Below are 22408 nucleotides of genomic sequence, written 5' to 3'. Positions count from 1 at the left end.
TGCCGCCGCGTCCCTAGGCTGGAAGGTCCTTGCCGCTGCCCTCGACCAGATGCACCCGGTTGCGGCCTTCGGCCTTGGCCTGGTACAGCGCCTGGTCGGTACGTTCGATAAAGGCTTCATGATCGTCGCCGCTTTGCGGCTGGATGCTGCCGACGCCAATGGAGATGGTGACGAAGCCCAGGTCGCTGCCGGAGTGGGCGACCTGTAGCCGCTCGACCCCTGCGCGACAGCCTTCGGCGACCTTGCGTGCGCCCTCGGCATCGGTTTCCGGCAATACCATGGCGAATTCTTCGCCACCGTAGCGGGCCACCAGGTCGGCCGGGCGCTTGAGCTGTTCGGTGAGCACCGCCGCCACCTTCTTCAGGCAGAGATCGCCGCTGAGATGACCATAGGTGTCGTTGTAGCGCTTGAAGTGGTCGACGTCGCACAGCAGCAGGGCGAGCGGCTGGCGATTGCGCCGGGCACGCAGCCATTCGCCTTCGTAGGTCTGGTCGAAATGACGCCGGTTGTTGATGCCGGTGAGGCTGTCGATGGCCACCAGCTTCTGCAGCTGGATATTGGCCTCGGCGAGCTGGCGCTGGCTCTCGCGCAGGAAGCGAAAGGCCTCGTCGCGCTGGGCGCGCAGGACATGGGCCTCGGAGTGGTAGCGCACCCGCGCCAGCAGCTCCAGCTTGTCGGGTAGCTTGACCAGATAGTCGTTGGCGCCGGTGGCGAAACTCTGCGCCTTGACCTGGGGATCTTCCTTGGAGGAGAGCACCACGATGGGCACGTCGCGCAGCCCCGGCTCGGCACGGAACCGTCGGACCGTTTCCAGGCCGTCGATCTCGGGCATGATCAGGTCCTGCAAGACCACCGTGGGCTTGAGTTGCAGGGCCATGTTGACCGCCTGGTGGGCATCCAGGCAGTAATGCAGCTCGATATCGGGCTGATCCGCGATCATCCGCCGCAGGGCTTCGATGATGATCAACTGATCGTCTACCAGCAGCAGGCGTACCTTGGGTGCGGTCAGGCTGTCCAGAGTGCTGCCCTCATTCGTGGCCATTACTGCGAGTCCTTGTGCGGGCGGGGTCAGGCATCCCGCGTCTCACCTTGGCCAATCCCTGCCACTGCGCCGTCCAACGCTCCTGTTGGCGACCGGTCATGTCATGCTACGCGAGCTGTTGCCGAAGCGCCGTTGCAGCCAGGCACCGATCTGCGTGGGGCTGAGAACACGTTCCGCGGCGCCCATTCTAACCGCAGCAGCGGGCATGCCGTATACGGCACAACTGGCCTCGTCCTGGGCCAGGGTGGGGCAACCGCTCTGGCGCAGGGCGTAGAGGCCACTGGCGCCGTCCCGTCCCATGCCGGTCAGCAGGATGCCCAGGGCCTTGCCGACCCGGCGCGGGTGGCTGGCGAGGTTGGCGAAGAACACGTCCACCGAGGGACGATAGGGATAATCGGCCGGCTCGACGGTATAGGCGAAGCGGCCACGTGCATCCAGCAGCAGGTGATCGTCGCCCAGGGCCACCGAGACCTGACCGGGCTGCGGCAGGGCGCCGGGCATGGCCGCCGTGACCGGCCAGGCGATCTGGGTCCCGAGCCAGCCGATGAAACTAGGGGCGAAACGCCGATCGATGTGCTGCACCAGCACCACGCTCGCCTCGGGGGTCGGCGTCCAGGTTTCGAACAGACTCACCAGGGCCGCCGGCCCACCGGTGGAGGCGCCGATGGCGACCAGGGTGTCCGGCGTCGCTTGAGCGTGCTCGGTCGGTGCGGTGGCACTGACCAGCTGCGGGCGGGCGGCGCGTTCCGGCAGGCGCACCAGGGGCTCGATGCGGGCGATCTTGCGCAGCAGGGCACCGCCATCGGCACCGCCGCTGAGTGCCGGGGTGGCGGTCACGTCCAGGGCACCGGCGCCCATGGCCCGAAACACCCCCTCGCAATCGTCGGGGGTGGCGGTGACCATGAGGATGGCGCAGGGCGACTGCGCCATGATCCGGCGCGTCGCCTCGATGCCGTCCAGCCGCGGCATCTGCAGGTCCATGAGAATCAGGTCGGGGCGGTCCTCGGCGCAACGGGCCACCGCTTCCTCGCCGTCGTGGGCGATCCAGGCGACCGTATGGCGCCCATCGCTGGCCAGCAGGCGGCGCAGGGCTTCGGTGGCCAGTAGCAGATCGTTGACGATGGCGATTCTCATGGCGCTCCGATGAGGTCCTGTACGGCGGTGATGAGGGCATCGTCGTGGAAGCTGCCCTTGGTCAGATAGTAGTCGGCGCCGGCTTGCATGCCCTTGAGGCGGTCTTCGGGGCGATCCTTGTAGGACACGATCATCACCGGCAGGGCATGCAGACGCGGATCGCGGCGCACCAGTTCCACCAGTTCGATGCCATTCATGCGCGGCATGTCGATGTCCGACAGCAGCATGTCGAATTCGCCGCCGCGCACCGCGTTCCAGCCGTCCATGCCATCCACCGCGACCTCCACCTGATAGCCCTGGCCTTCCAGGAGCTTGCGCTCCATCTCGCGCACGGTGAGGGAGTCGTCCACCACGAGGATGCGCTTGACCCGTCGGGTGGCGACGGCGGCACCGCCCTGCACCTGACGCAGCTGCCCCTCGCCGAGCAGGCGCTCGATACCGGTGAGCAGATCGGCGACGTCCAGCAGCAGCACCGGGCTGCCGTCGTCGAGCAGGGCCCCGGCGGTGACCGAACGTAGCTTGCCGAAGATCTCGTCCAGCGGCTTGAGCGCCAGGCCCTGCTCGCCGCGCAGGCGATCCACCACCAGCCCATAGCGGCGCGCCCCGCTGCCGATCACCAGCACCGCCAGGTCGCCGCTGGGCGGCGCGCCTTCCAGCTCCAGCAATTGATGGGCGGCGACCAGGCCCAGGCGATCCTCGCCGAGCAGGAAGAAGGCCTTGCCCTCCAGCGCGTGGACCTCGGCGGGATCCAGGCGCAGTACCCGTTCGATGCGGTTGACCGGCAGGGCATAGGCCTCGCCGGCGATGTCGACGATCAGGGCGCGGACGATGGAGCGACTGACCGGTACCAGCAGGTGGGTAGTGAAGCCCAGGCCAGGGCGGGTTTCCAGGCGGACTTCGCCATCCAGGGCGCGGATGGCATCGGCCACCACGTCCAGGCCCACCCCGCGGCCGGACAACTCGGTCACCGTCTCCTTGAGACTGAAGCCGGGCAGCAGCAGGAATTCCAGCAACTCGGCCGCGCTCAGTTCGGCGGCCACCGGCGGCGGACTCAGGCGGCGGGCGATGACCGCGGCGCGGATGCGTTCCAGGTCCAGGCCGCGGCCGTCATCGTGCAGGCTGACCTGCAGGCGCCCGGCGACATGCCGGGCTTCGAGGCGGATCTGGCCGCACTCGGGCTTGCCCAGGGCGCGGCGTTCGGCCGGGGTTTCCAGGCCGTGGTCCACGGCGTTGCGCAGCAGGTGATTGAGCGGACTTTCCAGCCGCGCCAGCACCTCGCGGTCGATCAGGGTATCGGCGCCTTCGACCTGCAGCACGGCCTCCTTGTCCAGCCCCCGGGCCAGGTCACGCACCAGCCGTGGAAAGCCTTGGACGGCATCGCGCAGTGGCCGCATGCGCACCCCGAGCACCTCGTCCAGCAGCCCCTGGCAGACGCCGAGCAGGCGCCGTTCGTAGGCTTCCAGCGCCTGGAGCTGCTGCTGGTAGCGATCGAGCAGGCCTTCCTGGCGCTGGCGCACGTCGCTGCTGACCGCATTGGCCTGACCGAACAGCCCCTGCAATTCCGCGCGATAGCCCTGGAAGCCCTGAACCAGGCCGTGCAGACCGAGGCCCATCACCCGGGCCTCGCTGGTGAGGGCGAGAATCTGATTGAAGCGGCCGCTGTCCACCCGTAGCGGATCACGGCTGCGCTCGGCTTCGGGGGCCGGGTCTTCCGCCACGGCGGGCGCCAGCTCCCGGGCTGGCGCTGGCGCCATCGGGGCAGGGGCAGCGGCGCCAGCGCTCAGCGCCTGTGCCAGCGCCCGCTGGGCATCCCGCTGTTCGCGCTGCCAGCGCTGGCTGGCGGCTTCGTCCAGGCGGCTGACCTCACCGAGGACGTCGACGCAGCGAAACAGCTGATCGATGTCCGCCGGACCGAGGTGGCGGCGACCGGCCTGGACGGCGACCAGGCAATCCTCCATGGCGTGGGCCAGCTCGACCAGGCCGTCGAGGTCGACGATGCGCGCCGCGCCCTTGATGGAATGGGCCGCCCGCATCATCGGCTCGATCACCCCGGTGTCGTGGGGATCGCGCTCCAGGCGCAACAAGCCGCTGTCCAACGCCTGCAGATGGCTCTGCACCTCGCTGGCGAAGAGATCGTAGAGGGACATCTCGCGCACATCGCGCGGTGGCTGACTCATCGCAGCGCCTCTTCCAGGGCCCGCTCCAGGCGCGGCAGATCGAGCAGCCCGACCTGATGCGCGCCTTCGCGATAGACGCCACTCAGGTAGCTGAGCAACTCGCCGCCCAGGGTCGCGGGCGGCGGTTGCACCTCGCTGGGGGCATAGCGTTGCAGTCCTAGCACCTCGTCCACCTGCACGGCCCAGTCACGGCGACCGATATGCAGCAGCAGCAATCGCGGAAAACCGCCGGTCTGCTCGCCCGGGGCCACCGCCAGCAGCAGCTGCAGAGCGATGCAGGGCTGCAACTGACCCCGTACCGGGACGATACCGCGCAGCAGCGGCGAACGCCGGTGGGGCACCCGATGGACGGCGGTGGGTTCGGTGGCCGTGACCAGACAGCCGCCGGGCAAGCCCAGCCATTCCGCGCCGAGGCGAAAGACCAGCGCACTGGCCGACTGCGCCTGGCGATCGTCCAGGGGTTCGGCATAGCGCTCGGCCCAGTCGGCACGCTCCAGGGCGCTGAGTTCGCGGTTCAGGCTCATGCGTCGTCACCGGCACGGGTCTGGATGCGCGCGGCGCGGTCGCGCAGGCGTCCGGCTTCGTCGAGTCGGCCGGCTCTTTCGCAGATCAGCGCCAGGCGGCACAGGGCCGGATAGTGCTCCGGCTCCAGATAGAGCGCCTGGCGTAGCGCCCGCTCGGCCTCGGCGGCGCGGGCATCGGGCAGGATGAGCGCCAGCAGGAAATGGGCACCAGCCTGACTGCGATCCGTATCGAGCAGGGTGCGCAACAATGTCTCGGCTTCGGCGCCTCGTCCGGCATCGGCCAGCCGCTGGGCTTCTTCCAGGGGCGGGCAGGCGGCCGGGATGGGCGCGGTCGGTAGCGATGCGGGAGCACTTCTGGCCCGCAGGCGGGTAGGGAGCGTCGTCGCCGGGGGCGGCGGGCGCACCGCGGCCTTGCGCCGGGGCGCCGCAGGCGGTGGCGGCCGTAGCGGATCGGCGATGTTCGCCTGGCGCTTGATCAACGCCGAGGCGTGCGCGACGCCCAGGCTGGCGAAACCATGGCGCATGGCGCTGACCATCTCCGAGCTGCCGACGCAGAGCAGGCCGTCGTCGTGCATGAGCGCGGCCAGGTGGCTGAGGGCTCGGCCCTGGGTCTGGTCGTCGAAATAGATCAGCAGGTTGCGGCAGAGCACCACGTCGAAGGGGGCGCCGTCGCGCAGGCTGCCCAGCTGCAGGATGTTGCCCTGACGAAAGCGCACCTGGTTGCGCACCCGTTCGGTCAGACGCTGGCGATCGCCTTCGGGCTGGAAATAGCGCTCGCGAAAGGCCAGGTCGCGAGCGCGAAAGGAGTTGCGCCCATAGAGGCCGCGGCGGGCGCGCTCCAGGGACGGCTCGTTGATGTCCACCGCGGTGACCTGGAACGCCTGGGCCGGCAGGCCGGTATCGAACAGCGCCATGGCCAGGGTGTAGGGTTCTTCACCGGTGGAGCAGGGCAGGCTGAGCAGGCGTACCGGCGCACCGCTGCGGGCATGGCGCTCCTGGGCGAAGCGCGCGGCATGGGCGATGGCCTGGGGGTCGCGAAAGAACCAGGTCTCGGGAATGACCAGCAGGTCCAGCAGATCGGCGAATTCGCTTTCGTCGTCGAGGATGCGCGCCATATAGACCTCGGCATCGCTCTCCTGGCGCTCGCGTAGGCGCTGGCGAATGGCGCGGCCGAGCATGTCGTCGGCGATGGCCAGGCCGGTGCGCGCCCGCACCAGGGGCGCCAGCCGGGGATCGAGCTTCACGCGGCCTCCTGGAACAGCAGGGCGGCCAGGGCAGGTGACAGCAAACGATCCTGATCGAGCCACAGCCAGAGGCCTTCTGGCGTCTCCAGCACCTCGCCGAGCCAGGGATAGTCAGGCAGCCGGATGCCCGCGGGGCGAGGCGTGGCGGCGCTGATCCGCCGCACGCCGGCGACGCCTTCCACCACCAGGCCGAGCGGGCGACGGGTGCCATCGGGCAGGGCATGGTCGACCAGCAGGATGCGGGTGTCCTGGCGCGCTTGGGCGGCCGGTCCGCCGCTCATGGCGGTGATGTCCACCACCGGGATGGCCGCGCCGTGCAGATTCATCAGCCCGGCCACTCCGGGTGGCGCGGCGGGAAACCGTGTCAGCTGCAGAAAGGGCAGCACCTGGCGGATCGCCGTCGTGGGCAGGGCCGCGGCAGCGTCGGCCAACTGGAAGACCAGGATCTGCATGGTCAACGGGTGACCGAGAAGGTGGCGACGCTGCTCTGCAGGTCCTGGGCCGCCTGCTGCAGATACTGCACCGCTTCGCTGGTGGCCTTGAGCGCCTCGGTGGTCTGCTGGGTGCTGTCGTTGAGCTGGGTGATGGTCTCGGCGATCTGGCCGGCGCCAACCGCCTGGGACTGCATGCCTTCCAGGACGATATCGAAGCGTGCCGGCAATTTCTGCACGTCCTCGATCACCCCGGCCAACTGATCGCTGACGCTGGCCACCTCCTGCACGCTGCGACGGATCTCTTCGGAGAACTTGTCCATGCCCATGACGCTGGCGGATACCGCGGAATTCATGTCCTTGAGCATCTGCTCGATGTCGTCGGTGGCGGCGGTGGTCTGGTCCGACAGCCGGCGGATCTCGGTGGCCACCACCGAGAAGCCGCGGCCCGCCTCGCCAGCCTTTTCCGCCTCGATGGCGGCGTTGAGCGACAACAGATTGGTCTGGTCGGCGACCTTGGTGATGGTGGTCAGCACCTTGTTGATATGACTGGACTTCTCCGACAGGGCGGCGAGCTTGGCATTGATCGAGTCGGTCGCCGCCACCATGCGCTGCATCGTGCTGTCCATGCTCGCCAGGTTGCTGCGCGCCTGCACCGCGCCCTGGGTGGTCTCGTCCGCCACCTGCACGGCTTCCTCCATGGTGCGCACCAGGGCATTGGCGTTGGCGGCGATTTCCCGGGTGGTGCTCAGCACTTCCACGCTGGTCTGTGCCTGTTCGATGCTGGTGGCTTCCTGCTGGCGCGACGAGGCGGCGATCTCGGTAGTGGAGGAGGTCACCTGGATGCCGGCGCGCTGCACCTTGGCGATCATCCCGCGCAGGTCTTCGATCATCTTGCCCAGGCCACGGGCCAGCTGGCCAATGGCGTCATCGCCGCTGACCGCGGTGCGTCCGGTGAGATCACCGGCGGCAGCCCGGTTGACCACGCTCAGCAGATCGTCGACATCGGCGCGCAGGCGCTGCATCAGGACCTGCTCGCGGGCATGGTCGTCCTGGATCTGTTGGGCCATCTGGTTGAAGGCCAGCCCCACCTGGGCGAGTTCGTCTCGGCCCTGCACGTCCACGCGGGCGCCGCTTTCGCCCGCGGAGATGCGCGCCACGGTAGCGGTCAGGCGGCGGATCGAGCGCAGCAGATGACGGGAGAGCAGCCAGGCGATGAGCGCGGCCAGCAGCACGCAGAGGGCACCGCCGGCGACCAGGGTCCAAGTCAGCTGGTTGCGTACCTCCTCGGTATGGCCGGCGCGTTGCGCGGACAGGCGTCGCTCTTCATCGGCGATAGCCTGGATCTCCTGGCGCATCGCCGCGACCTGGCTGGTGAGGTTGTCGATCAGCGGCTCGTTGGCCAGTTGGACCGCGCTGAGATTACCCGTGGCACGCAGGCGCAGCAGCGGTTCGAAGGTGTTCTGTCGCCAGCTATCGAGCTCGGCGATCAGGCGCGCGAAGCGTTGTTGCTGACTGACATTGTCCTGGGTCAGTTGCTGGGGCACACGCAGGGCAGCGGCCAGCGACGGCAGGGCCTGGCGCGCGGTCTCCGCATCGGTGGCGGTCCCGGAATACCAGTAGGTACGCAACTTGGCGCGGGTTTCGAGCAGGGTGTTGTCCAGCGCCGTGACCGACAGCAGCACCTCGGCGGTGTGCCTGTCCCAGCGATTGGCATCGACCAGGCTCTGCAAGGCGGCATAGGTCAGCCAGAGCAGCAGGACCACCAGGGCGATGATGGCGGCGAAGCCGGCGAAGAGTTTGTTCTGGATGCGAATGTTGTTGAGCATGGGCACCGGTGCAGGCGGACGAGGGCGAAAGGAGTAGGCCCTAAGGGCCACTCGGTCTGTCCGATAACGGTAGCACGGCCATGCATTTATGTGAGTTGGGGCTCACTTGGGAAGGCGCAATAGGAGAGGGGTACTGGTCTGGCAGGGATACAGAGGCAGCCTTCTGGCGTGGAGGACAGGAGGCTGCCGGCAAAACGGTGGATTTCAGGTCGCGGCCGCTTCGCTCTCTGCTTCTGTGCGCCGGGTGCCATGACTGTTCTGGCCACCCTTGCGCCCGGCTTCGGAGGCACGAGCGGGATTGTTGGCGAAATTGCCACCACTGGCACGCCCACCCTTGCGCCCGGCCTCGGCGGCGCGGTCGCGATTATTGGCGAAGTTGCCTGGGTTGCTGCTCTTGTTAGCCATGAGGACTTCTCCCAATTACGGTTATTGATGAAGCGAACGCCGTACCCGCAAAGGCCAAGCGGCTCAACTATTAGGAGTAGGGTTTTGTAAGGGCGGTTCGAATGTGGTGATAGAGGGTGGTTTTATTCGACGGACTTCAGGTTGGATACAAGGTTGGTGATGACCATGATCGTGCCAGAGCCCTTGGTAAAAAGGCTGTACAGGAGTTGTAAAAGAATCCGGAAGGTTCGCTAGCAGAATTTCTTACGCACAGCTGAAAAGAGTGAAATCTTTTGAAATATTTTGTCGCAGGGTGCGTCAGCGCTGATTTTTCTGCTGCTGGAGGCTGAGACGATTTTTCTCGACGCTGGTTCTTTTGCACGGCCGAAATCATCGCTGGCAAGGCGCTTTTTTCTGAGCGGTAATTGTTACGGGTCGTTCTTTCAGTGATCTGCAAGAGCTCGGCAAAGGTGTCTTCCAGAGCCTTTTGTAAAGTTGGCAGACGATAATGTCTGTAGTCATCAATATTTAAAAGCTAATAATTTTTCCGATAAAGATTAAGGCGATAGTCAGGGCGAAAGTTAGAAGCAAGGGGCTCTCCCACTACGAGACGCTTGTGCTGTTCTCTCTTTTGTGAGAAAAAATCCCCAATATGGGAGGTGGTCATGCTCGATGAACGTTTGGCATCCAGGCTCAGGGCCCTGCGCCTGGAGCGCGGGCTGTCGCTGGACCAACTGGCGGCCCTCAGTGGGGTCAGTCGCGCCACGCTGTCGCGGCTGGAAAATGCCGAGGTCAGCCCGACCACGGCGGTTCTCGGGCAGCTCTGTTCGGCCTACGGCCTGACCCTGACGCGCCTGCTGCATAGCGTGGAAAGCGCCTATCCGGCCCAGGTCGAGCGCCAGGCGCAGCAGATCTGGGCCGATCCCGAGCAGGCCTTCACCCGTCGTTCGGTTTCGCCGCCGGCCCAGGCGCTGGCGGGCGAGGTCATCGAGAGCCAGCTGGGGCCAGGGGTGGATATCCGCTATCAGGCAGCGCCCCGTCCCGGGCTCGAACACCATCTGCTGTTGCTCGAAGGCGAGTTGCAGCTGTGGATCGAAGAGCAGCCCTATCGGCTGGGCGTCGGCGACTGCCTGCGCTATCGCCTCTGGGGTAGCAGTCGCTTCCTGAGCGGCCCGGCGGGCGCCCGTTATCTCCTGTTCATGATCTGAGGTGTGTCCATGAGTGCTTCCCTGCGTATCGAACAGCTCGATGCCGCCGCTTTCACGAGGCATTTGAATGAATTCCAGCAACTACTGGCCGCCTGTGTCGAGCAGGGCGCCAGCATCGGCTTCATCCTGCCGCTGGGTGACGCCGTGAATCGGCGCTTCTGGACCGAGGCCGTGGCCCCGGGCCTGGCCCAGGGTACCCGGCTGCTGTTCGCCGCGCTGCAGGGCGACCGGGTGGTCGGCAGCGTGCAACTGGTGCTGGATACCCCGGCCAATCAGCCGCACCGCGCCGAGGTGGTCAAGTTGCTGGTGCATCCGGACTGCCGTCGCCAGGGGCTGGCGCGTCGGCTGATGCAGGCGGTGGAGGCGGCCGCCCAGGCCCAGGGGCGGGACTTGCTGACCCTGGACACCCGTAGCGACGACCATGCCGAGCCGCTCTATCTGTCCCTGGGCTATCAGGTGGTCGGCCGGATTCCCGGCTATGCCCTGGATGCTCGCCAGCCCGAACGCCGAGACAGCACCACCCTGATGTACAAGACGTTGGCGGTCGCGCCCGCTAAGCTTGGCGCCCCCCGTTAAGGACCCTTTCCTGCCATGCCGCCTCGCTCCGCTACCGAACTCTGGCAACTCCTGCGCGCCCAGGCCGAAGCAGGGTGCCGCGACGCCCCAGCCCTGGCCGAGGGCCTGACGCGAGCGCTGCTGCAGCCGGTGGATCTGGCCGCCGTCCTGGTGCGGCGCTGCGCCGAGGCCCTGGCGGAAGATCCGCGACAGGCCGAGGCACTCGCCGAGCGCTTCGCCGCGCTGCACGCCGAGTGGCCGGAATTGACCGCGGCCGCCTGCGCGGACCTGGAAGCCGTGCTGGCGCGGGATCCGGCCTATGCCAGCCTGCTGGAGATCCTGCTGTTCTCCAAGGGCTTCCTGGCGTTGCAGACCCAGCGCCTGAGCCATGCGCTCTGGCGCAACGGCGAGCGCCTGCTGGCCCTGCACCTGCAGGCGCGCTGCAATCGCCTGCTGGCCATCGACATCCATCCGGCCGCGCGGCTGGGGCGCGGCATCATGCTCGACCACGGCACCGGCATCGTCATCGGCGAGACCGCGGTGGTGGAAGACGACGTCTCCATCCTGCAACAGGTGACCCTGGGCGGTACTGGCAAGGAACAGGGCGATCGCCATCCCAAGGTGCGGCGCGGGGTGATGATCGGCGCCGGGGTCAAGATCCTCGGCAATCTGGAGATCGGCGAGGGCGCCAAGATCGGTGCCAACAGCGTGGTCCTGCACCCGGTGGCGCCCCACACCACGGTGGTGGGCATTCCCGCCCGCCCGGTGGGCCGTCCGCGCGACGCCCATCCGGCCGAGAGCATGGATCAGTCCTTCGACGACTGAGCGAGAAAGACTTCGGCCTTAGGATAGCGCTCGCTGTTCAAGGCGCTGGGCGCCAGCCCTTCGGCATGGGCCAGGCTGCGCACCAGCTCGCGATTGAAGGCGCTGTTGCCCGGGTCCGCCAGGTAGTCGGGCAGCGCCAGCCAGCGGGCATCCTCGATCTCGTCCGGATCCTGGATGGCGATCTCCGCACTCAGGGGGTCGAGGCGGCAGACCACATAGAGATTGGACTTGCCGAAGCGATAGGGGTGGGTGGTCACCAGCCCGACCACGCCGCGCAAGGCGCTGCGGATACCGGTTTCCTCCCAGACCTCGCGGATCACCGCAGGACCCAGGTCCTCGCCCAGCTCGACATGGCCGCCCGGCAGCTTGTAGCCCTGGCTGCCGCGTTCGCGGATCGCCAGGAGTTCGCCATGGCTGTTCAGCACCAGGCCGCCGACACCCAGGCTGTGGGTCGGGACGAAGGGCGCGAAGGCGGTCGGTGTGCCGCGCCAGACCAGGGTCAGTTCCTCTTCCAGGCAGTTGTGAAAGACGAAACCGGCGGCGGTGGCCACGCCGACCAGTTCGCCAAGGGCGAGGGGCAGGGTCAGCCAGATCAGGTTGCGACCCTCGCGGCGAGCCCTGTCGAGCAACTCGGCCAGCGCCGGGGCGAAGGCCTCGCGGGTGGCGGGCAGCGAGGCGGCATCGATGATCAGGCCGTTGAAGGCGTCTTGGCGATACTGCACGGGGTTCACTCCGCAGGCCGTGGCTGGATGGGCGAGGAGGGCACGATACCGGCTTCGCTAGGCAGCAGCAGACTGGCGCGCGGATTGGCGATCTCGATGCCGCGCTCGCGGAAGCGTTCGAGGATACGTCGGTTGAGTTCGCGCTGCACGCCCCAGCGGCCCTTGTCTAGGCATCTCATCTGCCCGGCGATGGTCACCATGGCGCCGTCGACGGCATCTACGCCCCAGATCTCCAGATCGGCGAGGATCAGGTCCTTGAAGGCCTCGTCGGCACGCATGCCGGCGCCGATGTCCTTGAGTTCGGCGATGACGCGCTCGATGTCTTCGCCGTAGCCCACGCTGATGCGCAGGGCGGCATTGCCCAGCCCGCGGTTGATGTTGTTGACCGCCGACACCGAGCTGAAGGGCACGATGTGCAGCGAGCCATCGCCGGCGCGCAGGCGCACGGTGCGGATCGACAGGTATTCCACGGTGCCCGAGACCCCGGCCACGGTGACCCAGTCGCCTACCTGCATGGCGTTTTCCAGCAGCAGGAAGATACCGGTGATGAAGTCCTGCACCAGCTTCTGCGAGCCGAAGCCGAGGGCCACCCCGATGATGCTGGCGCTGGCCAGGAGCGGCGTGGTGTTGATGCCCAGTTCGCTCAGGGCGGTCAGGCCGACGATCAGCGCGACCAGGATGAACAGCCCGGTGCGCAGCATGGGCAACAGGGTGCGCAAGCGAGCGGCCCGCACCGTGTCGCCGCGTTCGTTCCAGCTGCTCAGCCGACGATTTACCGTGGTGTTGGCGCCTTCCCAGACCACTACGGCGATGACGGCGGCGATGAGGATGGTGAGAAAGGCGGACAGCAGGCTGCGCCCGATGCTGCCCGTGCCGAACCAGTCCAGCACGCTCCAGCCCCAGGACTGGAACAGCGCCAGGACGGTGATCAGGGTGACGATCACCCCCACCAGCCAGCGCGCCAGCGGATAGTAGCGCTGCAGGTGCAGCTCGGTGCCGCTGGCGCCTTCGGTGGTGGCCGGCTGGAACAGCCGACCCAGCAAGCCGAGCAGGAACACCGCCGCCAGGCGTCCGAGGATGACGATACCGGCGGAGAGGGCGACGAAATTCATCAGCCGCGGCAGCCCGTTCTCGATGTCCAGCGCCCACATGGTCCAGCCACCCATGACGAACACGGCGGCGAATACGGCCCAGACCTGACCCAGCCAGGCGCGCAGCACGGTCAGGGCACCATTGCCGTCCTGGCGCCCGGCGATCCGCGCGGCCACCGGTCGACGCATGTGGAAGATCAGCCCTACCACCAGCAGATGGGCCAGCAGCGAGACCAGCTTGACGATGGCTTCACGGCCCTCTTCGTTGGCCCCCAGGATGTCCGCGGCCTGGGCCAGCGCCAGGCCGAAGGTGACCAGGGCAACGAAGGCGTGCAGCCAGCGCAACAGGGTGCAGGCGAGGGCCGTCTTGACCTTGAGCAGGCGGATGCCGTGGGCGGCAGGATCGATCAGCAGGCGGATGACGATCAGCGCCAGGCGGGTGGTGAGATAGGCCCCGAGGAAGCCACCGACCAGCTCGCGCTGATTGGCATCCGACCCCACCAGATAGTGGATCAGCAGCGCCGCCGTGGCCCAGAAGGCCAGCAGTGGTAGCACTTCCAGCAACAGCAGTCCCAGGGCGAAGGGCAGGTGCCGCAGGGTGGTCCAGTGCTCCTCGGCGCTGGGTCGGGCGCGGTTGGCGGGTGTGGGATCGGTGGCGGCGGACTCGGTCGCCGGCGCGGCTGGCGCGGGCGCCGCGCTGTCGGACGGGGCGATGGGCACCTCTTCGAGTTGATCCACGCCATCACGCTGGGTCTTGACCAGGGCCACCGCGGCTTCAGCCGGGCGGGTAGCGGCCTCCTCGACCGCCGGTGCCGACGCTTCAGCAGGGGACTGCTGGGCCGCCTGCTGCTGGGCCTGGCGCCGGGCGCGGGTGTCGGCCAGATCGGCATGGCGCTGCAACCGTTGCCGCGGGCGCCGGAGCGCCCGATGGATCAGCCACTCGCCCACCAGGCCGGCGGCAAAGAGGGTGGCCAGGGTCAGCAGGGCCTGCAGCAGGGCATGGCGACCCGCTGCGGAGGTGAAGCTGGCGCGCGACCAGTCCGGCAGGGTACGCACGGCCCGCTGTATCTGGTTCAGCTCGCTGCCCAGGTTGTCCGCCCAGCGTCCGACGCGACTGAGGGTCTGGGCGATCAGGCCATTGGCTTCCAGCGGTACCAGCGCCTTTTCTTCGCCTGGCGGCGGGGCGGCTGCCGCTGGCGCAGTGGCGGCGGTTGCCGTAGCCGCTGGCGCCGCCTTCGTCCCGGTCGTGCTCGCCGGCTGGCTGGCGATGGCCTGCAAGGTCAGGATTAGCTCCTGGCGCCGCTGCGGATCCTGCAGCAGGGCGGCGACCTGGCGCGCCTGCTGGGGGTCGAGGCCGGTCGCCGCCTGGGCAGGGGGTTCGGCGGCGCGCAGGGGCAATGCCAGGCACAACAGCAACAGGGCGAGCAAGGCTTTGAACATGGTTAAGACCTGAGCAGTACCGGAAGACGAGTCTGGCCTCATAGACTCGTCAGGCAGCGCGATGACTCCCTGGCGAATGACGACGCCAAGAAATGGCCTGTCCTGCATTCAATCGGTCTTAAATGTAAATTTTGCATATTAGATTAGTTCTAAATTGAATTTTACCAATGATCCGCCTGTGTTTTACCGTCGCGCTATTGGATCGCCGCGGCGTATCTGACGTCGGTTCCCGGTCAGGCTCAGCGTCCGCAGCAGGGGGAGCGAGCGGGCGCCTGATACCTGACTCGGAATCGGCTCGATCGCGCTGGTCCGGCCTTAGCGCTAATGCGCGCCCCACGTGGATTCACTCCTCTCGGGCATGACGGGAGACGGCTCGCCGCGGCCGTCGCAAGTCGGTTCATCCGTTCTTTACATCTTCATCGGCACGCCACCCGACGCTGTGGAGCCTGCCCGGATACGTTCAGGAGGCTTCATGACCATCCATACCTTCAATCGCCGCCGCCTGCTCGGCATGGCGGGTGCCGCTACCGCTGCAGCGCTGGTCGGCCGGCTGGGCTTCGCTGCCGAGGCGGGCGATGTCCATGCAGGGCATGCCGGCCATGGGGTGGCCCCTGCGGCCAGTCCGGTGGATTTCCTGCAGGACACCGCGCGCTGGGCCTTGCCGGAGCCGCGCAAGGTGCGGCTGGCGGTCAATCTCAATGCCGTCTGCCTGGCACCGGTGACCGTCGCCGATACCCAGGGCATCTTCAAACAGCACAACCTGGACGTGGAGTTCGTCAACTTCGGCAACTCCACTGAAGTACTGCTGGAATCCATGGCCACCGGCAAGGCCGACGCCGCAGTGGGCATGGCGTTGCGCTGGCTCAAGGCGCTGGAGCAGGGCTTCGACGTCCAGCTCACTAGCGGCACCCACGGCGGTTGCCTGCGACTGCTGGCGCGGGAGGGCGGCCCCGGCGACCTGGCGGCGCTCAAGGGGGCCACCATCGGCGTCACCGACATGGCCGCGGCGGACAAGAACTTCTTCGCCCTGATGCTCAAACGCCATGGCGTCGACCCCAGCCGCGACATCACCTGGCGAGTATATCCGGTGGACCTGCTCGGCCCGGCGCTGGACAAGGGCGAGATCCAGGCGGCCAGCGGCTCGGACCCCATGATGTACCGGGTCAAGCAGCGGCCTGGCATCGTCGAATTGTCCAACAACTTGGTGGAGGATTACGCCAACCTCAGCTGCTGCGTGATCGGGATCAGCGGCACCCTGGCGCGCCAGGACAAGCCGGTGGCAGCGGCCATCTCCCATGCCATCCTGCAGGCCCATGCCTGGGCGGCGCAGCATCCCGAAGTGGTGGCCGAGCGCTTCCTGCCACTCACGGTGAACAGCTCCCGCGAGGAGTTGCTGGCCATCCTGCGGGAACACACCCACGCTCACTACTCGGTGGGCGAGGCCTTCGTCAGGGAGATTGCCGTCTACGCTCGCGACCTCAAGCAGATCGAGGTGCTGCGGCCGCGGACCGACCCCCTCGCCTTCGCGGAGAGCATCCATGCCGACGTCTTCGCTTGAGCGCATCCACTCGGTCCCGGCGACCGCTCTCACCTGGCGGGGTGGTCTGCTCGCCGCGGCGGCCTGGCTGGCCCTGGCGGTGTTCCTGCCGTTCTATCCCGAGCACGGGCGGCCCTGGCCTTTCACCCGCGAACTGGCCGTAGCGGCAACGGTGGTCGCCGGACTCCTGGCCTTGCTGGCACTGCTGCCCGGGCGTAGCGAACGGCTGCTGGCGAGGCTGCGGCGTGCGGGGCCCTGGCTGATCGCGCTACCCCTGCTGCTGGGGCTTTGGACCCTGGCGACCGCCAAGGTGCGGCTGCTGCCGGTCCCCTTCTTCGCCCCGCCCCAGGCACTGGTCGAGGTGTTCGTCGACGACTGGCCGCGGCTGGGCTTGAGTCTGGCGCACTCGTTGTGGCTGTTGCTCAACGGGGTCGCCGCCGGCGCCTTCTGCGGTTTTCTCGCTGGTCTCGCCATCGGTTGGTCCCAGCGCATCGGCTACTGGGTGCATCCGGTGCTGCGCCTGCTCGGTCCCATCCCGTCCACCGCGCTATTGCCAATCTGCTTCTTCTTCTTTCCCACCAGTTGGAGCGCGAGCGTCTTTCTTATCGCCCTAGCCACCTGGTTCCCGGTCACCGTACTGACCTGGTCCGGCGTTGCCAGTGTCGATCGCGCCTATTACGAGGTGGCACGGACCCTGGGCGCGAGCAATGCCTTCCTGATCCTGCGGGTCGCCATCCCGGCGGCCTTGCCACAGGTATTCGTCGGGCTGTTCATGGGACTGGGAGCCTCCTTCTCGGTGCTGGTGGTGGCCGAGATGATGGGGGTCAAGGCCGGTCTCGGCTGGTATCTGCAATGGGCCCAGGGCTGGGCAGCCTACGCCAACATGTATGCGGCACTGCTGGTGATGGCGCTGCTCTGTTCGGGGTTGATCACCCTGCTGTTCGCTATCCGCGACCGGGTGCTGGCCTGGCAGAAGGGGACGATGAAATGGTGAGTGCAGCAACTTCGATAGTCTCGGAAACCAAGGGGATGGTCATTGCGGTGCGCGGTCTGAGCCACGCCTTCGAGTTGGCGGATGGCCCGCTGCCCGTGCTGGACCGAGTGGATCTGCAACTGGCGGCCGGCGAGAGCCTGGGGTTGCTGGGCCCCTCGGGCTGTGGCAAGTCGACCCTGCTGCGGCTGGTGGCGGGCCTGGAGCCTGTGCAGAGTGGCAGTCTGCTGGCCGATGGCGCCGCCATTCCGGGGCCGCATCACTCCCGGGTCCTGATGTTCCAGGATCCCACCCTTTATCCCTGGCGCCGCGTCTGGGACAACGTCGCCCTCGGTCTGCAGGCGCGTGGCCTGCTCGCCACCCAGCGCGAACGGGTGGACGAGGCCCTGCGCCGGGTCGGGCTGCTGGAGTTTCGCAACGCCTATCCGCGACAGCTGTCCGGGGGCATGGCGCAGCGTGCGGCTCTGGCGCGGGCACTGGTCAACGAGCCACGGCTGCTGCTGCTCGACGAGCCTCTGGGCAAGCTGGATTCCCTGACCCGCATCGCCATGCAGAGCGAGCTGATTCGTCTCTGGCAGCGCCAGCGCTACAGCGCCTTGCTGGTCACCCATGACGTCGAAGAGGCCCTGCTGCTGTGCGACCGGGTACTGGTGTTCTCGGCGCGACCGGCTCGGGTGCTGGCCGAGATCGTCGTCGATCGCTCCTATCCCCGACGGCGCGATGATCCCCGGCTGCTGGAATTGCGCCACCACGCCCTGGAGCTGCTTGGGCAGGGCAGCGACTGGTAGCGCCTGGGTCGCACGTGGCGGGGGACCGCGCAGGTCAGGCCAGGCGCGCGGTCCGTCGCCAGTCGCCGGGCGTCTGTTCGGTCCAGCGCTTGAAGGCGCGCTGGAAGGCCGCGGGAGAGGCGAAACCGAGCAGGTAGGCGATCTCGCCGAAACTGGCCTCGGTGTCGCGGATATAGGCGAGTGCCAGGTCGCGACGGGTCAGGTTGAGCAGGGTGCGGTACTGGGTACCTTCCTCGGCCAGCTTGCGCCTCAGCGTCCAGGGGGGCAGGCGCAGTCGACCGGCGATCTGCTCCAGGGTCGGCTCGCCATGGCGCAGCAGTGGCCCCATGACCTCGACCACCCGCTCGGTGAGGCCGCGGGTCCGGGTCAGGCGGCCGTGCTCGGCTTCGCTCAGGGCCAGCAGCTGGCGCCAGGTGGCCGGACAGTGTTCGGGGCCGGGTAGGCTGAGGCTGGCGGCATCGAGCAGCAGGGCATTCTCGGCGGCGCCGAATTCCACCGGGCAACCGAAAGCGGCCGCGTAGGGTGCCGGATCCGCCGGCGCGGGGTATTCGATGAGCACGCGACGCGGTTGCAGCGCCTGCCCGGCCACCGTGCCCAGCAGTGCCAACCAGGCGCTGAGCACCACGTCCACCACGAAGCGGTTGTAGCCGTTGTAGGGGCTGATGCTATAGAAGTGCAGCCAGGCGTCGCGGCCCTGGGCCGCATAGCGCGATCGGCCCCGGTAGTTGCGGCCATAGAGCGGCTCCAGGGTCAGCAGCGTCTCGGCGGCATGCCGCACGTCCGGCGCCTGGCCCACGGTGATGCCGGCAAGGCCGAGCAAGGCCGGGCGCATCGCCTGGCCCATGGCCAGGCCCAGCGCCGGATCACCGGTCAATTCCAAGGCGGCATGGCCCAGGCGCATGTAGTGAGGGATCGACAGCCGTCCGCCGGGTTCGGCCAACCGCGTCGCAGTCAGGCCGAAGCGGGCCAGCAGGGCGGCGGCATCGGTTCCCCGCTGGCTGACGGCAGCCGCCAACGCCAGCACGAAACCGGTGGAGAGATCGCCCAGGCGCAGCGCCGGCACACTCATAGCCGCAGATTGATCAGCTTGCTGCCGGCCCGGGCGGGATCGGTGGCCGCTGCCGCATCCGGGGTAAAGGCCTGGCTGCCGCCAGCGGCCTGCCATTCCCAGAGACGGCCGCGCAGCTGCACTTCCAAGGCGGCGCGAATGCCGGCGGCGCGCAGGCGCTGCACATCGAAGGGCGCTGGTGCGGGGGTGGTGCCCGAGGCAAGGGCAGGGATCGCCAGCAGGTCCACCTGGGGATCGTCGAGCACGCCGACGCGACCGGTGTCGCTCCCCTGGATGACGCCCAGGCGACCCAGCGGCGTCTCCAGCCGCAGCAGCGGCGGACTGAGATCATCGCCGTGCGCCTGGGCCGTCAGCGGTCGCACCAGGGGCTGGCCCAGGGGCTTGCCGTCAGGACCAAAGACCAGGGTGACGTTGCGCAGCGGTCCGCTGCCCACCCGCAACTCGCCGTCGACCAGGGTCGGGCCGGGCAGAACGATGGAGCCGGCCACCAGGGTGACGCCGTACTGGCGGGCGAGTCCGGCGAAAAGCTGCTGATAGGCGCTGGCCATGTCCCAGGCCTTCATGCGCAACAGGCTGTCGGCCAGGCGCCGGTCGCCCTCGGTCTGGAACCAGGCGCGGGCCACGCGCAGCGGATTGCCCAGCAGCAGCCACTGGATGGCTTCTTCGCTGCGGGCCGCGGCATAGACCTCGGGTTTCTCGCCCATCAGCGCCAGGGGCGTGCCCAGGTGTTCGGGCAGCACCACGATGGTCTGGGTGCCGATCAGCCCCAGTCGGCGGGCGTTGGCCAGAGAGGCGTCGAGCTTGAGGCGCAGCCGCTCGGGATTGCCGTAGTCCAGGGCGATCAGCTCGGGCTCGATCCCCAATAGATTGCCGGTGGTGGCCGCGGCTGGCGTGGTGGTCAGGTCCACCGCCAGGCTGCTGCGCAGGTCCGACAGATAATGGAAGGCTGGCCGCTGGGCCACCCAGCCCGCCAGCACGGCGAACAGGGCGATCAGCACCAGGAACACGAGCTTGCGCATCGGCACTCCAGAGCGGTCCCGGCCCCTGTGGCCGGGTGAGATGAAGGTGCTCAGGGTAGGAGACCAGACCGCCACTGCCAAGGGGTGGCTGTGCATTTGGGTAAAGAGGTTGTCATTTCTGGTGATTGAGGCCGGGGCGCGCCGCTCCTATCGTGGCGCAAGGCTTTCCCAGAAAGGCCAACCACCGGAGACCGCCATGATCGAGTTTGCCCCTCGTAATACCACCCCTGTGAATAGCTATCCGCATCTGCTCGAACCCCTGCCCGTGGGGTCGATCATGTTGCGCAATCGTGTGGTGATGGGGTCCATGCATACGGGGCTGGAAGAACGGCCGGGCGGTTTCGCGCGGATGGCTGCCTTCTTCGCCGAGCGGGCGCGGGGTGGGGTCGGCCTGATCGTCACTGGCGGCATCGCGCCAAACGAAGAGGGCGCGGTGGCCAAGGGCGCGGCCAAGTTGACCACGCCCGAGGAAGCCGAGCACCACCGGCCGGTGACCGAGGCGGTGCATGCCGCCGGCGGGCGTATCTGCCTGCAGATCCTGCACGCCGGTCGCTATGCCTATAACCCCCAGCTGGTGGCGCCCTCGGCGCTGCAGGCACCGATCAATCCCTTCACCCCGCGCGAACTGGACGAGGCCGAGGTGGAGGGGCAGATCGCCGCCTTCATCCGCTGCGCCACGCTGGCGCAACAGGCCGGCTACGACGGCGTCGAGGTGATGGGGTCCGAGGGCTACTTCATCAACCAGTTCATCGCCGCGCGGACCAACCATCGCACGGATCGTTGGGGCGGCGACTTCGCCCAGCGCTGCCGCTTGCCGCTGGCCATCGTCGCAGGCATCCGCGCTGCGACTGGCCCGGACTTCCTGATCATCTTCCGGCTCTCGCTGCTGGATCTGGTGGAGCAGGGCAGCACCCCCGAGGAATGCCTGCAGCTGGCGCTCTGGCTGGAAGACGCCGGGGTCAGCCTGATCAACACCGGCATCGGCTGGCACGAGGCGCGCATCCCCACCATCGCCACCCTGGTGCCGCGCGGCGCCTTCGCCGCCGTCACCGCCCAGCTCAAGGGCCGGGTGCGGGTGCCGCTGATCGCCACCAACCGCATCAACACCCCCGAGGTGGCGGAAGCCATCCTCGCCGCCGGTCAGGCCGACCTGGTATCCATGGCCCGACCGCTGCTGGCCGACGCGGATTTCGTCGCCAAGGCCGCCGCCGGCCGCGCCGACGAGATCAATACCTGCATCGCCTGCAACCAGGCCTGCCTGGACCACACCTTCGCCGGCAAGCTGACCAGCTGCCTGGTCAATCCGCGCGCCTGCCACGAGACCGAGTTGCAGATCCTGCCCGCCGCCGAATCACGCCGCTTTGCCGTGGTCGGCGCCGGACCGGCGGGCCTGGCCGCCGCCTGCACCCTGGCCGAGCGCGGTCACCAGGTGGTGCTGTTCGAGGCCAGCGAGCGCATCGGCGGCCAGTTCAATGTGGCCCGGCGCATTCCCGGCAAGGAAGAATTCGGCGAGACCCTGAGGTATTTCCAGCGTCGCCTGGAGCGACTGGCGGTGGATGTCCGCCTCAACCATCGCGTCAGCGCCGCCGAATTGCAGGCCGAGGGCTTCGCCGCGGTGATCCTGGCCACCGGGGTGACGCCGCGGGTGCCGCCGATTCCCGGCGTCGACCATCCCAAGGTGCTGGGCTACCTGGACGTGCTGCTGGAGCGCCAGCCGGTGGGGCGGCGGGTGGCGCTGATCGGCGCTGGCGGCATCGGCTTCGATGTCGCGGATTTCCTCACCCATGGCCACCAGGAGGCGGAGCCCATCACCGCCTTCTATCGCGAGTGGGGCATAGACCCCAGTTTCAGCAACCGCGGCGGGCTGGCACCGGCCGCGCCGCCGGCCGTGCCGCGCGAGGTCTGGCTGCTGCAGCGCAAGCCGGGCAAACCCGGCAAGGGGCTCGGCAAGACCACCGGCTGGATCCACCGTGCGCGCCTGCAGCAGCGTGGCGTCAAGGCGCTCGGTGGGGTGGAATACCTGTGCATCGACAATGCCGGCCTGCACCTGCGCCTGCCCGATGGCGCCGAGCAGGTGCTGGACGTGGACAACGTGGTGCTCTGCGCGGGCCAGGAGTCCCTGCGCGAGCTGGAAGACGAGCTGCTCGGCGCCGGCGTGGCGGTGCATCGGGTGGGCGGAGCAGATGTCGCGGCCGAACTCGACGCCAAGCGCGCCATCGATCAAGCCACCCGGCTAGCCGCGGAGCTGTAACTCTTCGTTGCAATCAGGGATGATTTCTGTGATCCACTCCGCATAACATCCGATCCGGACCGATCCTCGTCCCAATGTCTGGCCTCTGTTCCATCCCACCGACCAGGATTGGCTAAGCTGCCGTCCTGATGCGTCGGGTGGGGGCCT

General features: G+C 67.9%; 19 protein-coding genes. 7 read left to right on the top strand and 12 right to left on the bottom strand.

Going from position 1 to position 22408, the window contains the following annotated elements:
- Positions 1–13 precede the first annotated feature (13 nt).
- The 8 genes from FEZ61_RS07215 to FEZ61_RS07180 all read right to left on the bottom strand — a co-directional run bounded on the left by FEZ61_RS07215 (position 14) and on the right by FEZ61_RS07180 (position 8786).
- On the bottom strand, positions 14–1042 hold the full coding sequence (locus FEZ61_RS07215; RefSeq protein ID WP_017642242.1) for a diguanylate cyclase: 1029 nt from the start codon (positions 1040–1042) through the stop codon (positions 14–16).
- Between the two features lie 96 nt (positions 1043–1138).
- Positions 1139–2176, bottom strand: a complete 1038-nt coding sequence (gene cheB / locus FEZ61_RS07210) for a chemotaxis-specific protein-glutamate methyltransferase CheB (protein ID WP_017642243.1) — start codon at positions 2174–2176, stop codon at positions 1139–1141.
- Complete coding sequence (locus FEZ61_RS07205; RefSeq protein WP_017642244.1) at positions 2173–4353, bottom strand: response regulator; 2181 nt, start codon at positions 4351–4353, stop codon at positions 2173–2175. Before FEZ61_RS07205 ends, cheB begins: the two co-directional genes overlap by 4 nt.
- Entirely contained in the window at positions 4350–4877 is a 528-nt protein-coding gene (locus FEZ61_RS07200; RefSeq protein ID WP_064308947.1) for a chemotaxis protein CheW, read from the bottom strand. Before FEZ61_RS07200 ends, FEZ61_RS07205 begins: the two co-directional genes overlap by 4 nt.
- Complete coding sequence (locus tag FEZ61_RS07195; protein WP_160924501.1) at positions 4874–6121, bottom strand: protein-glutamate O-methyltransferase CheR; 1248 nt, start codon at positions 6119–6121, stop codon at positions 4874–4876. Before FEZ61_RS07195 ends, FEZ61_RS07200 begins: the two co-directional genes overlap by 4 nt.
- On the bottom strand, positions 6118–6573 hold the full coding sequence (locus FEZ61_RS07190) for a chemotaxis protein CheW (protein WP_017642247.1): 456 nt from the start codon (positions 6571–6573) through the stop codon (positions 6118–6120). Before FEZ61_RS07190 ends, FEZ61_RS07195 begins: the two co-directional genes overlap by 4 nt.
- Before the next feature lie 2 nt (positions 6574–6575).
- Positions 6576–8381, bottom strand: coding sequence for a methyl-accepting chemotaxis protein (locus tag FEZ61_RS07185; RefSeq protein ID WP_173147995.1), 1806 nt, complete (start codon positions 8379–8381; stop codon positions 6576–6578).
- 204 nt (positions 8382–8585) lie between these two features.
- Positions 8586–8786, bottom strand: coding sequence for a general stress protein (locus FEZ61_RS07180; protein ID WP_017642249.1), 201 nt, complete (start codon positions 8784–8786; stop codon positions 8586–8588).
- A 644-nt stretch (positions 8787–9430) separates the two neighbouring features.
- Here FEZ61_RS07180 and FEZ61_RS07175 point away from each other — a divergent pair.
- From FEZ61_RS07175 to cysE, 3 genes are read left to right on the top strand one after another with little or no spacing between them, the layout of a single operon-like run.
- Positions 9431–9973, top strand: a complete 543-nt coding sequence (locus FEZ61_RS07175; RefSeq protein ID WP_017642250.1) for a helix-turn-helix transcriptional regulator — start codon at positions 9431–9433, stop codon at positions 9971–9973.
- Positions 9974–9982: 9 nt separating this feature from the next.
- Complete coding sequence (locus FEZ61_RS07170; RefSeq protein ID WP_093252478.1) at positions 9983–10549, top strand: GNAT family N-acetyltransferase; 567 nt, start codon at positions 9983–9985, stop codon at positions 10547–10549.
- 15 nt (positions 10550–10564) lie between these two features.
- Positions 10565–11353 (top strand): serine O-acetyltransferase, encoded by a 789-nt coding sequence (gene cysE, locus FEZ61_RS07165; protein ID WP_093252473.1) that lies wholly within the window; start codon positions 10565–10567, stop codon positions 11351–11353.
- Here the strand turns inward: cysE and FEZ61_RS24675 are convergent.
- Positions 11335–12075 carry an NUDIX domain-containing protein gene (locus FEZ61_RS24675; RefSeq protein WP_017642253.1) on the bottom strand — a complete coding sequence of 247 codons (741 nt, stop codon included), beginning with the start codon at positions 12073–12075 and terminating at the stop codon, positions 11335–11337. The genes cysE and FEZ61_RS24675 overlap by 19 nt on opposite strands.
- Before the next feature lie 5 nt (positions 12076–12080).
- Complete coding sequence (locus tag FEZ61_RS07155; RefSeq protein ID WP_173147993.1) at positions 12081–14606, bottom strand: mechanosensitive ion channel domain-containing protein; 2526 nt, start codon at positions 14604–14606, stop codon at positions 12081–12083.
- Positions 14607–15078: 472 nt separating this feature from the next.
- On the opposite strand from FEZ61_RS07155, the gene FEZ61_RS07150 reads away from it, so the two are divergent.
- The 3 genes from FEZ61_RS07150 to FEZ61_RS07140 are packed head-to-tail and all read left to right on the top strand — an operon-like array spanning position 15079 to position 17922.
- Positions 15079–16164, top strand: a complete 1086-nt coding sequence (locus tag FEZ61_RS07150; protein ID WP_173147991.1) for an ABC transporter substrate-binding protein — start codon at positions 15079–15081, stop codon at positions 16162–16164.
- The gene (locus FEZ61_RS07145) at positions 16145–17137 is read left to right on the top strand and encodes an ABC transporter permease subunit (RefSeq protein WP_173147989.1); all 993 of its coding nucleotides are present in this window, start codon (positions 16145–16147) and stop codon (positions 17135–17137) included. The genes FEZ61_RS07150 and FEZ61_RS07145 overlap by 20 nt, the downstream gene beginning before the upstream one ends.
- Entirely contained in the window at positions 17131–17922 is a 792-nt protein-coding gene (locus FEZ61_RS07140; protein WP_173147987.1) for an ABC transporter ATP-binding protein, read from the top strand. Before FEZ61_RS07145 ends, FEZ61_RS07140 begins: the two co-directional genes overlap by 7 nt.
- Before the next feature lie 34 nt (positions 17923–17956).
- Here FEZ61_RS07140 and FEZ61_RS07135 read toward each other — a convergent pair whose 3' ends face one another.
- Both FEZ61_RS07135 and FEZ61_RS07130 read right to left on the bottom strand, forming a co-directional pair.
- A complete protein-coding gene (locus FEZ61_RS07135; RefSeq protein ID WP_173147986.1) occupies positions 17957–18991 on the bottom strand; it encodes an AraC family transcriptional regulator in 1035 nt (344 codons plus the stop codon).
- Positions 18988–20010: a hypothetical protein gene (locus FEZ61_RS07130; protein ID WP_093252443.1), complete on the bottom strand. Its 1023-nt coding sequence runs from the start codon at positions 20008–20010 to the stop codon at positions 18988–18990. Before FEZ61_RS07130 ends, FEZ61_RS07135 begins: the two co-directional genes overlap by 4 nt.
- A gap of 196 nt (positions 20011–20206) precedes the next feature.
- Here FEZ61_RS07130 and FEZ61_RS07125 point away from each other — a divergent pair, with 196 nt between their 5' ends.
- A complete protein-coding gene (locus tag FEZ61_RS07125) occupies positions 20207–22261 on the top strand; it encodes an NADPH-dependent 2,4-dienoyl-CoA reductase (RefSeq protein ID WP_173147984.1) in 2055 nt (684 codons plus the stop codon).
- Positions 22262–22408 lie beyond the last annotated feature (147 nt).

Source organism: Pseudomonas sp. MS15a(2019) (assembly GCF_013277805.1).
Taxonomy (GTDB): Bacteria; Pseudomonadota; Gammaproteobacteria; order Pseudomonadales; family Pseudomonadaceae; genus Chryseomonas; species Chryseomonas benzopyrenica.
The sequence above is the reverse complement of the archived record's forward strand: the minus strand, read 5'-3'. Positions and strand labels throughout refer to the sequence as shown.

Excerpts from the sequence above, each read along its gene's own strand:
- FEZ61_RS07215 (WP_017642242.1), bottom strand. The coding sequence starts at position 1,042 with ATGGCCACGAATGAGGGCAGCACTCTGGACAGCCTGACCGCACCCAAG.
- FEZ61_RS07125 (WP_173147984.1), top strand. The coding sequence starts at position 20,207 with ATGATCGAGTTTGCCCCTCGTAATACCACCCCTGTGAATAGCTATCCG.
- FEZ61_RS07170 (WP_093252478.1), top strand. The coding sequence starts at position 9,983 with ATGAGTGCTTCCCTGCGTATCGAACAGCTCGATGCCGCCGCTTTCACG.
- FEZ61_RS07140 (WP_173147987.1), top strand. The coding sequence starts at position 17,131 with ATGGTGAGTGCAGCAACTTCGATAGTCTCGGAAACCAAGGGGATGGTC.
- cheB (WP_017642243.1), bottom strand. The coding sequence starts at position 2,176 with ATGAGAATCGCCATCGTCAACGATCTGCTACTGGCCACCGAAGCCCTG.
- FEZ61_RS07175 (WP_017642250.1), top strand. The coding sequence starts at position 9,431 with ATGCTCGATGAACGTTTGGCATCCAGGCTCAGGGCCCTGCGCCTGGAG.
- FEZ61_RS07150 (WP_173147991.1), top strand. The coding sequence starts at position 15,079 with ATGACCATCCATACCTTCAATCGCCGCCGCCTGCTCGGCATGGCGGGT.
- FEZ61_RS07130 (WP_093252443.1), bottom strand. The coding sequence starts at position 20,010 with ATGCGCAAGCTCGTGTTCCTGGTGCTGATCGCCCTGTTCGCCGTGCTG.
- cysE (WP_093252473.1), top strand. The coding sequence starts at position 10,565 with ATGCCGCCTCGCTCCGCTACCGAACTCTGGCAACTCCTGCGCGCCCAG.
- FEZ61_RS07155 (WP_173147993.1), bottom strand. The coding sequence starts at position 14,606 with ATGTTCAAAGCCTTGCTCGCCCTGTTGCTGTTGTGCCTGGCATTGCCC.
- FEZ61_RS07135 (WP_173147986.1), bottom strand. The coding sequence starts at position 18,991 with ATGAGTGTGCCGGCGCTGCGCCTGGGCGATCTCTCCACCGGTTTCGTG.
- FEZ61_RS07145 (WP_173147989.1), top strand. The coding sequence starts at position 16,145 with ATGCCGACGTCTTCGCTTGAGCGCATCCACTCGGTCCCGGCGACCGCT.
- FEZ61_RS07205 (WP_017642244.1), bottom strand. The coding sequence starts at position 4,353 with ATGAGTCAGCCACCGCGCGATGTGCGCGAGATGTCCCTCTACGATCTC.
- FEZ61_RS07200 (WP_064308947.1), bottom strand. The coding sequence starts at position 4,877 with ATGAGCCTGAACCGCGAACTCAGCGCCCTGGAGCGTGCCGACTGGGCC.
- FEZ61_RS07190 (WP_017642247.1), bottom strand. The coding sequence starts at position 6,573 with ATGCAGATCCTGGTCTTCCAGTTGGCCGACGCTGCCGCGGCCCTGCCC.
- FEZ61_RS07185 (WP_173147995.1), bottom strand. The coding sequence starts at position 8,381 with ATGCTCAACAACATTCGCATCCAGAACAAACTCTTCGCCGGCTTCGCC.
- FEZ61_RS07180 (WP_017642249.1), bottom strand. The coding sequence starts at position 8,786 with ATGGCTAACAAGAGCAGCAACCCAGGCAACTTCGCCAATAATCGCGAC.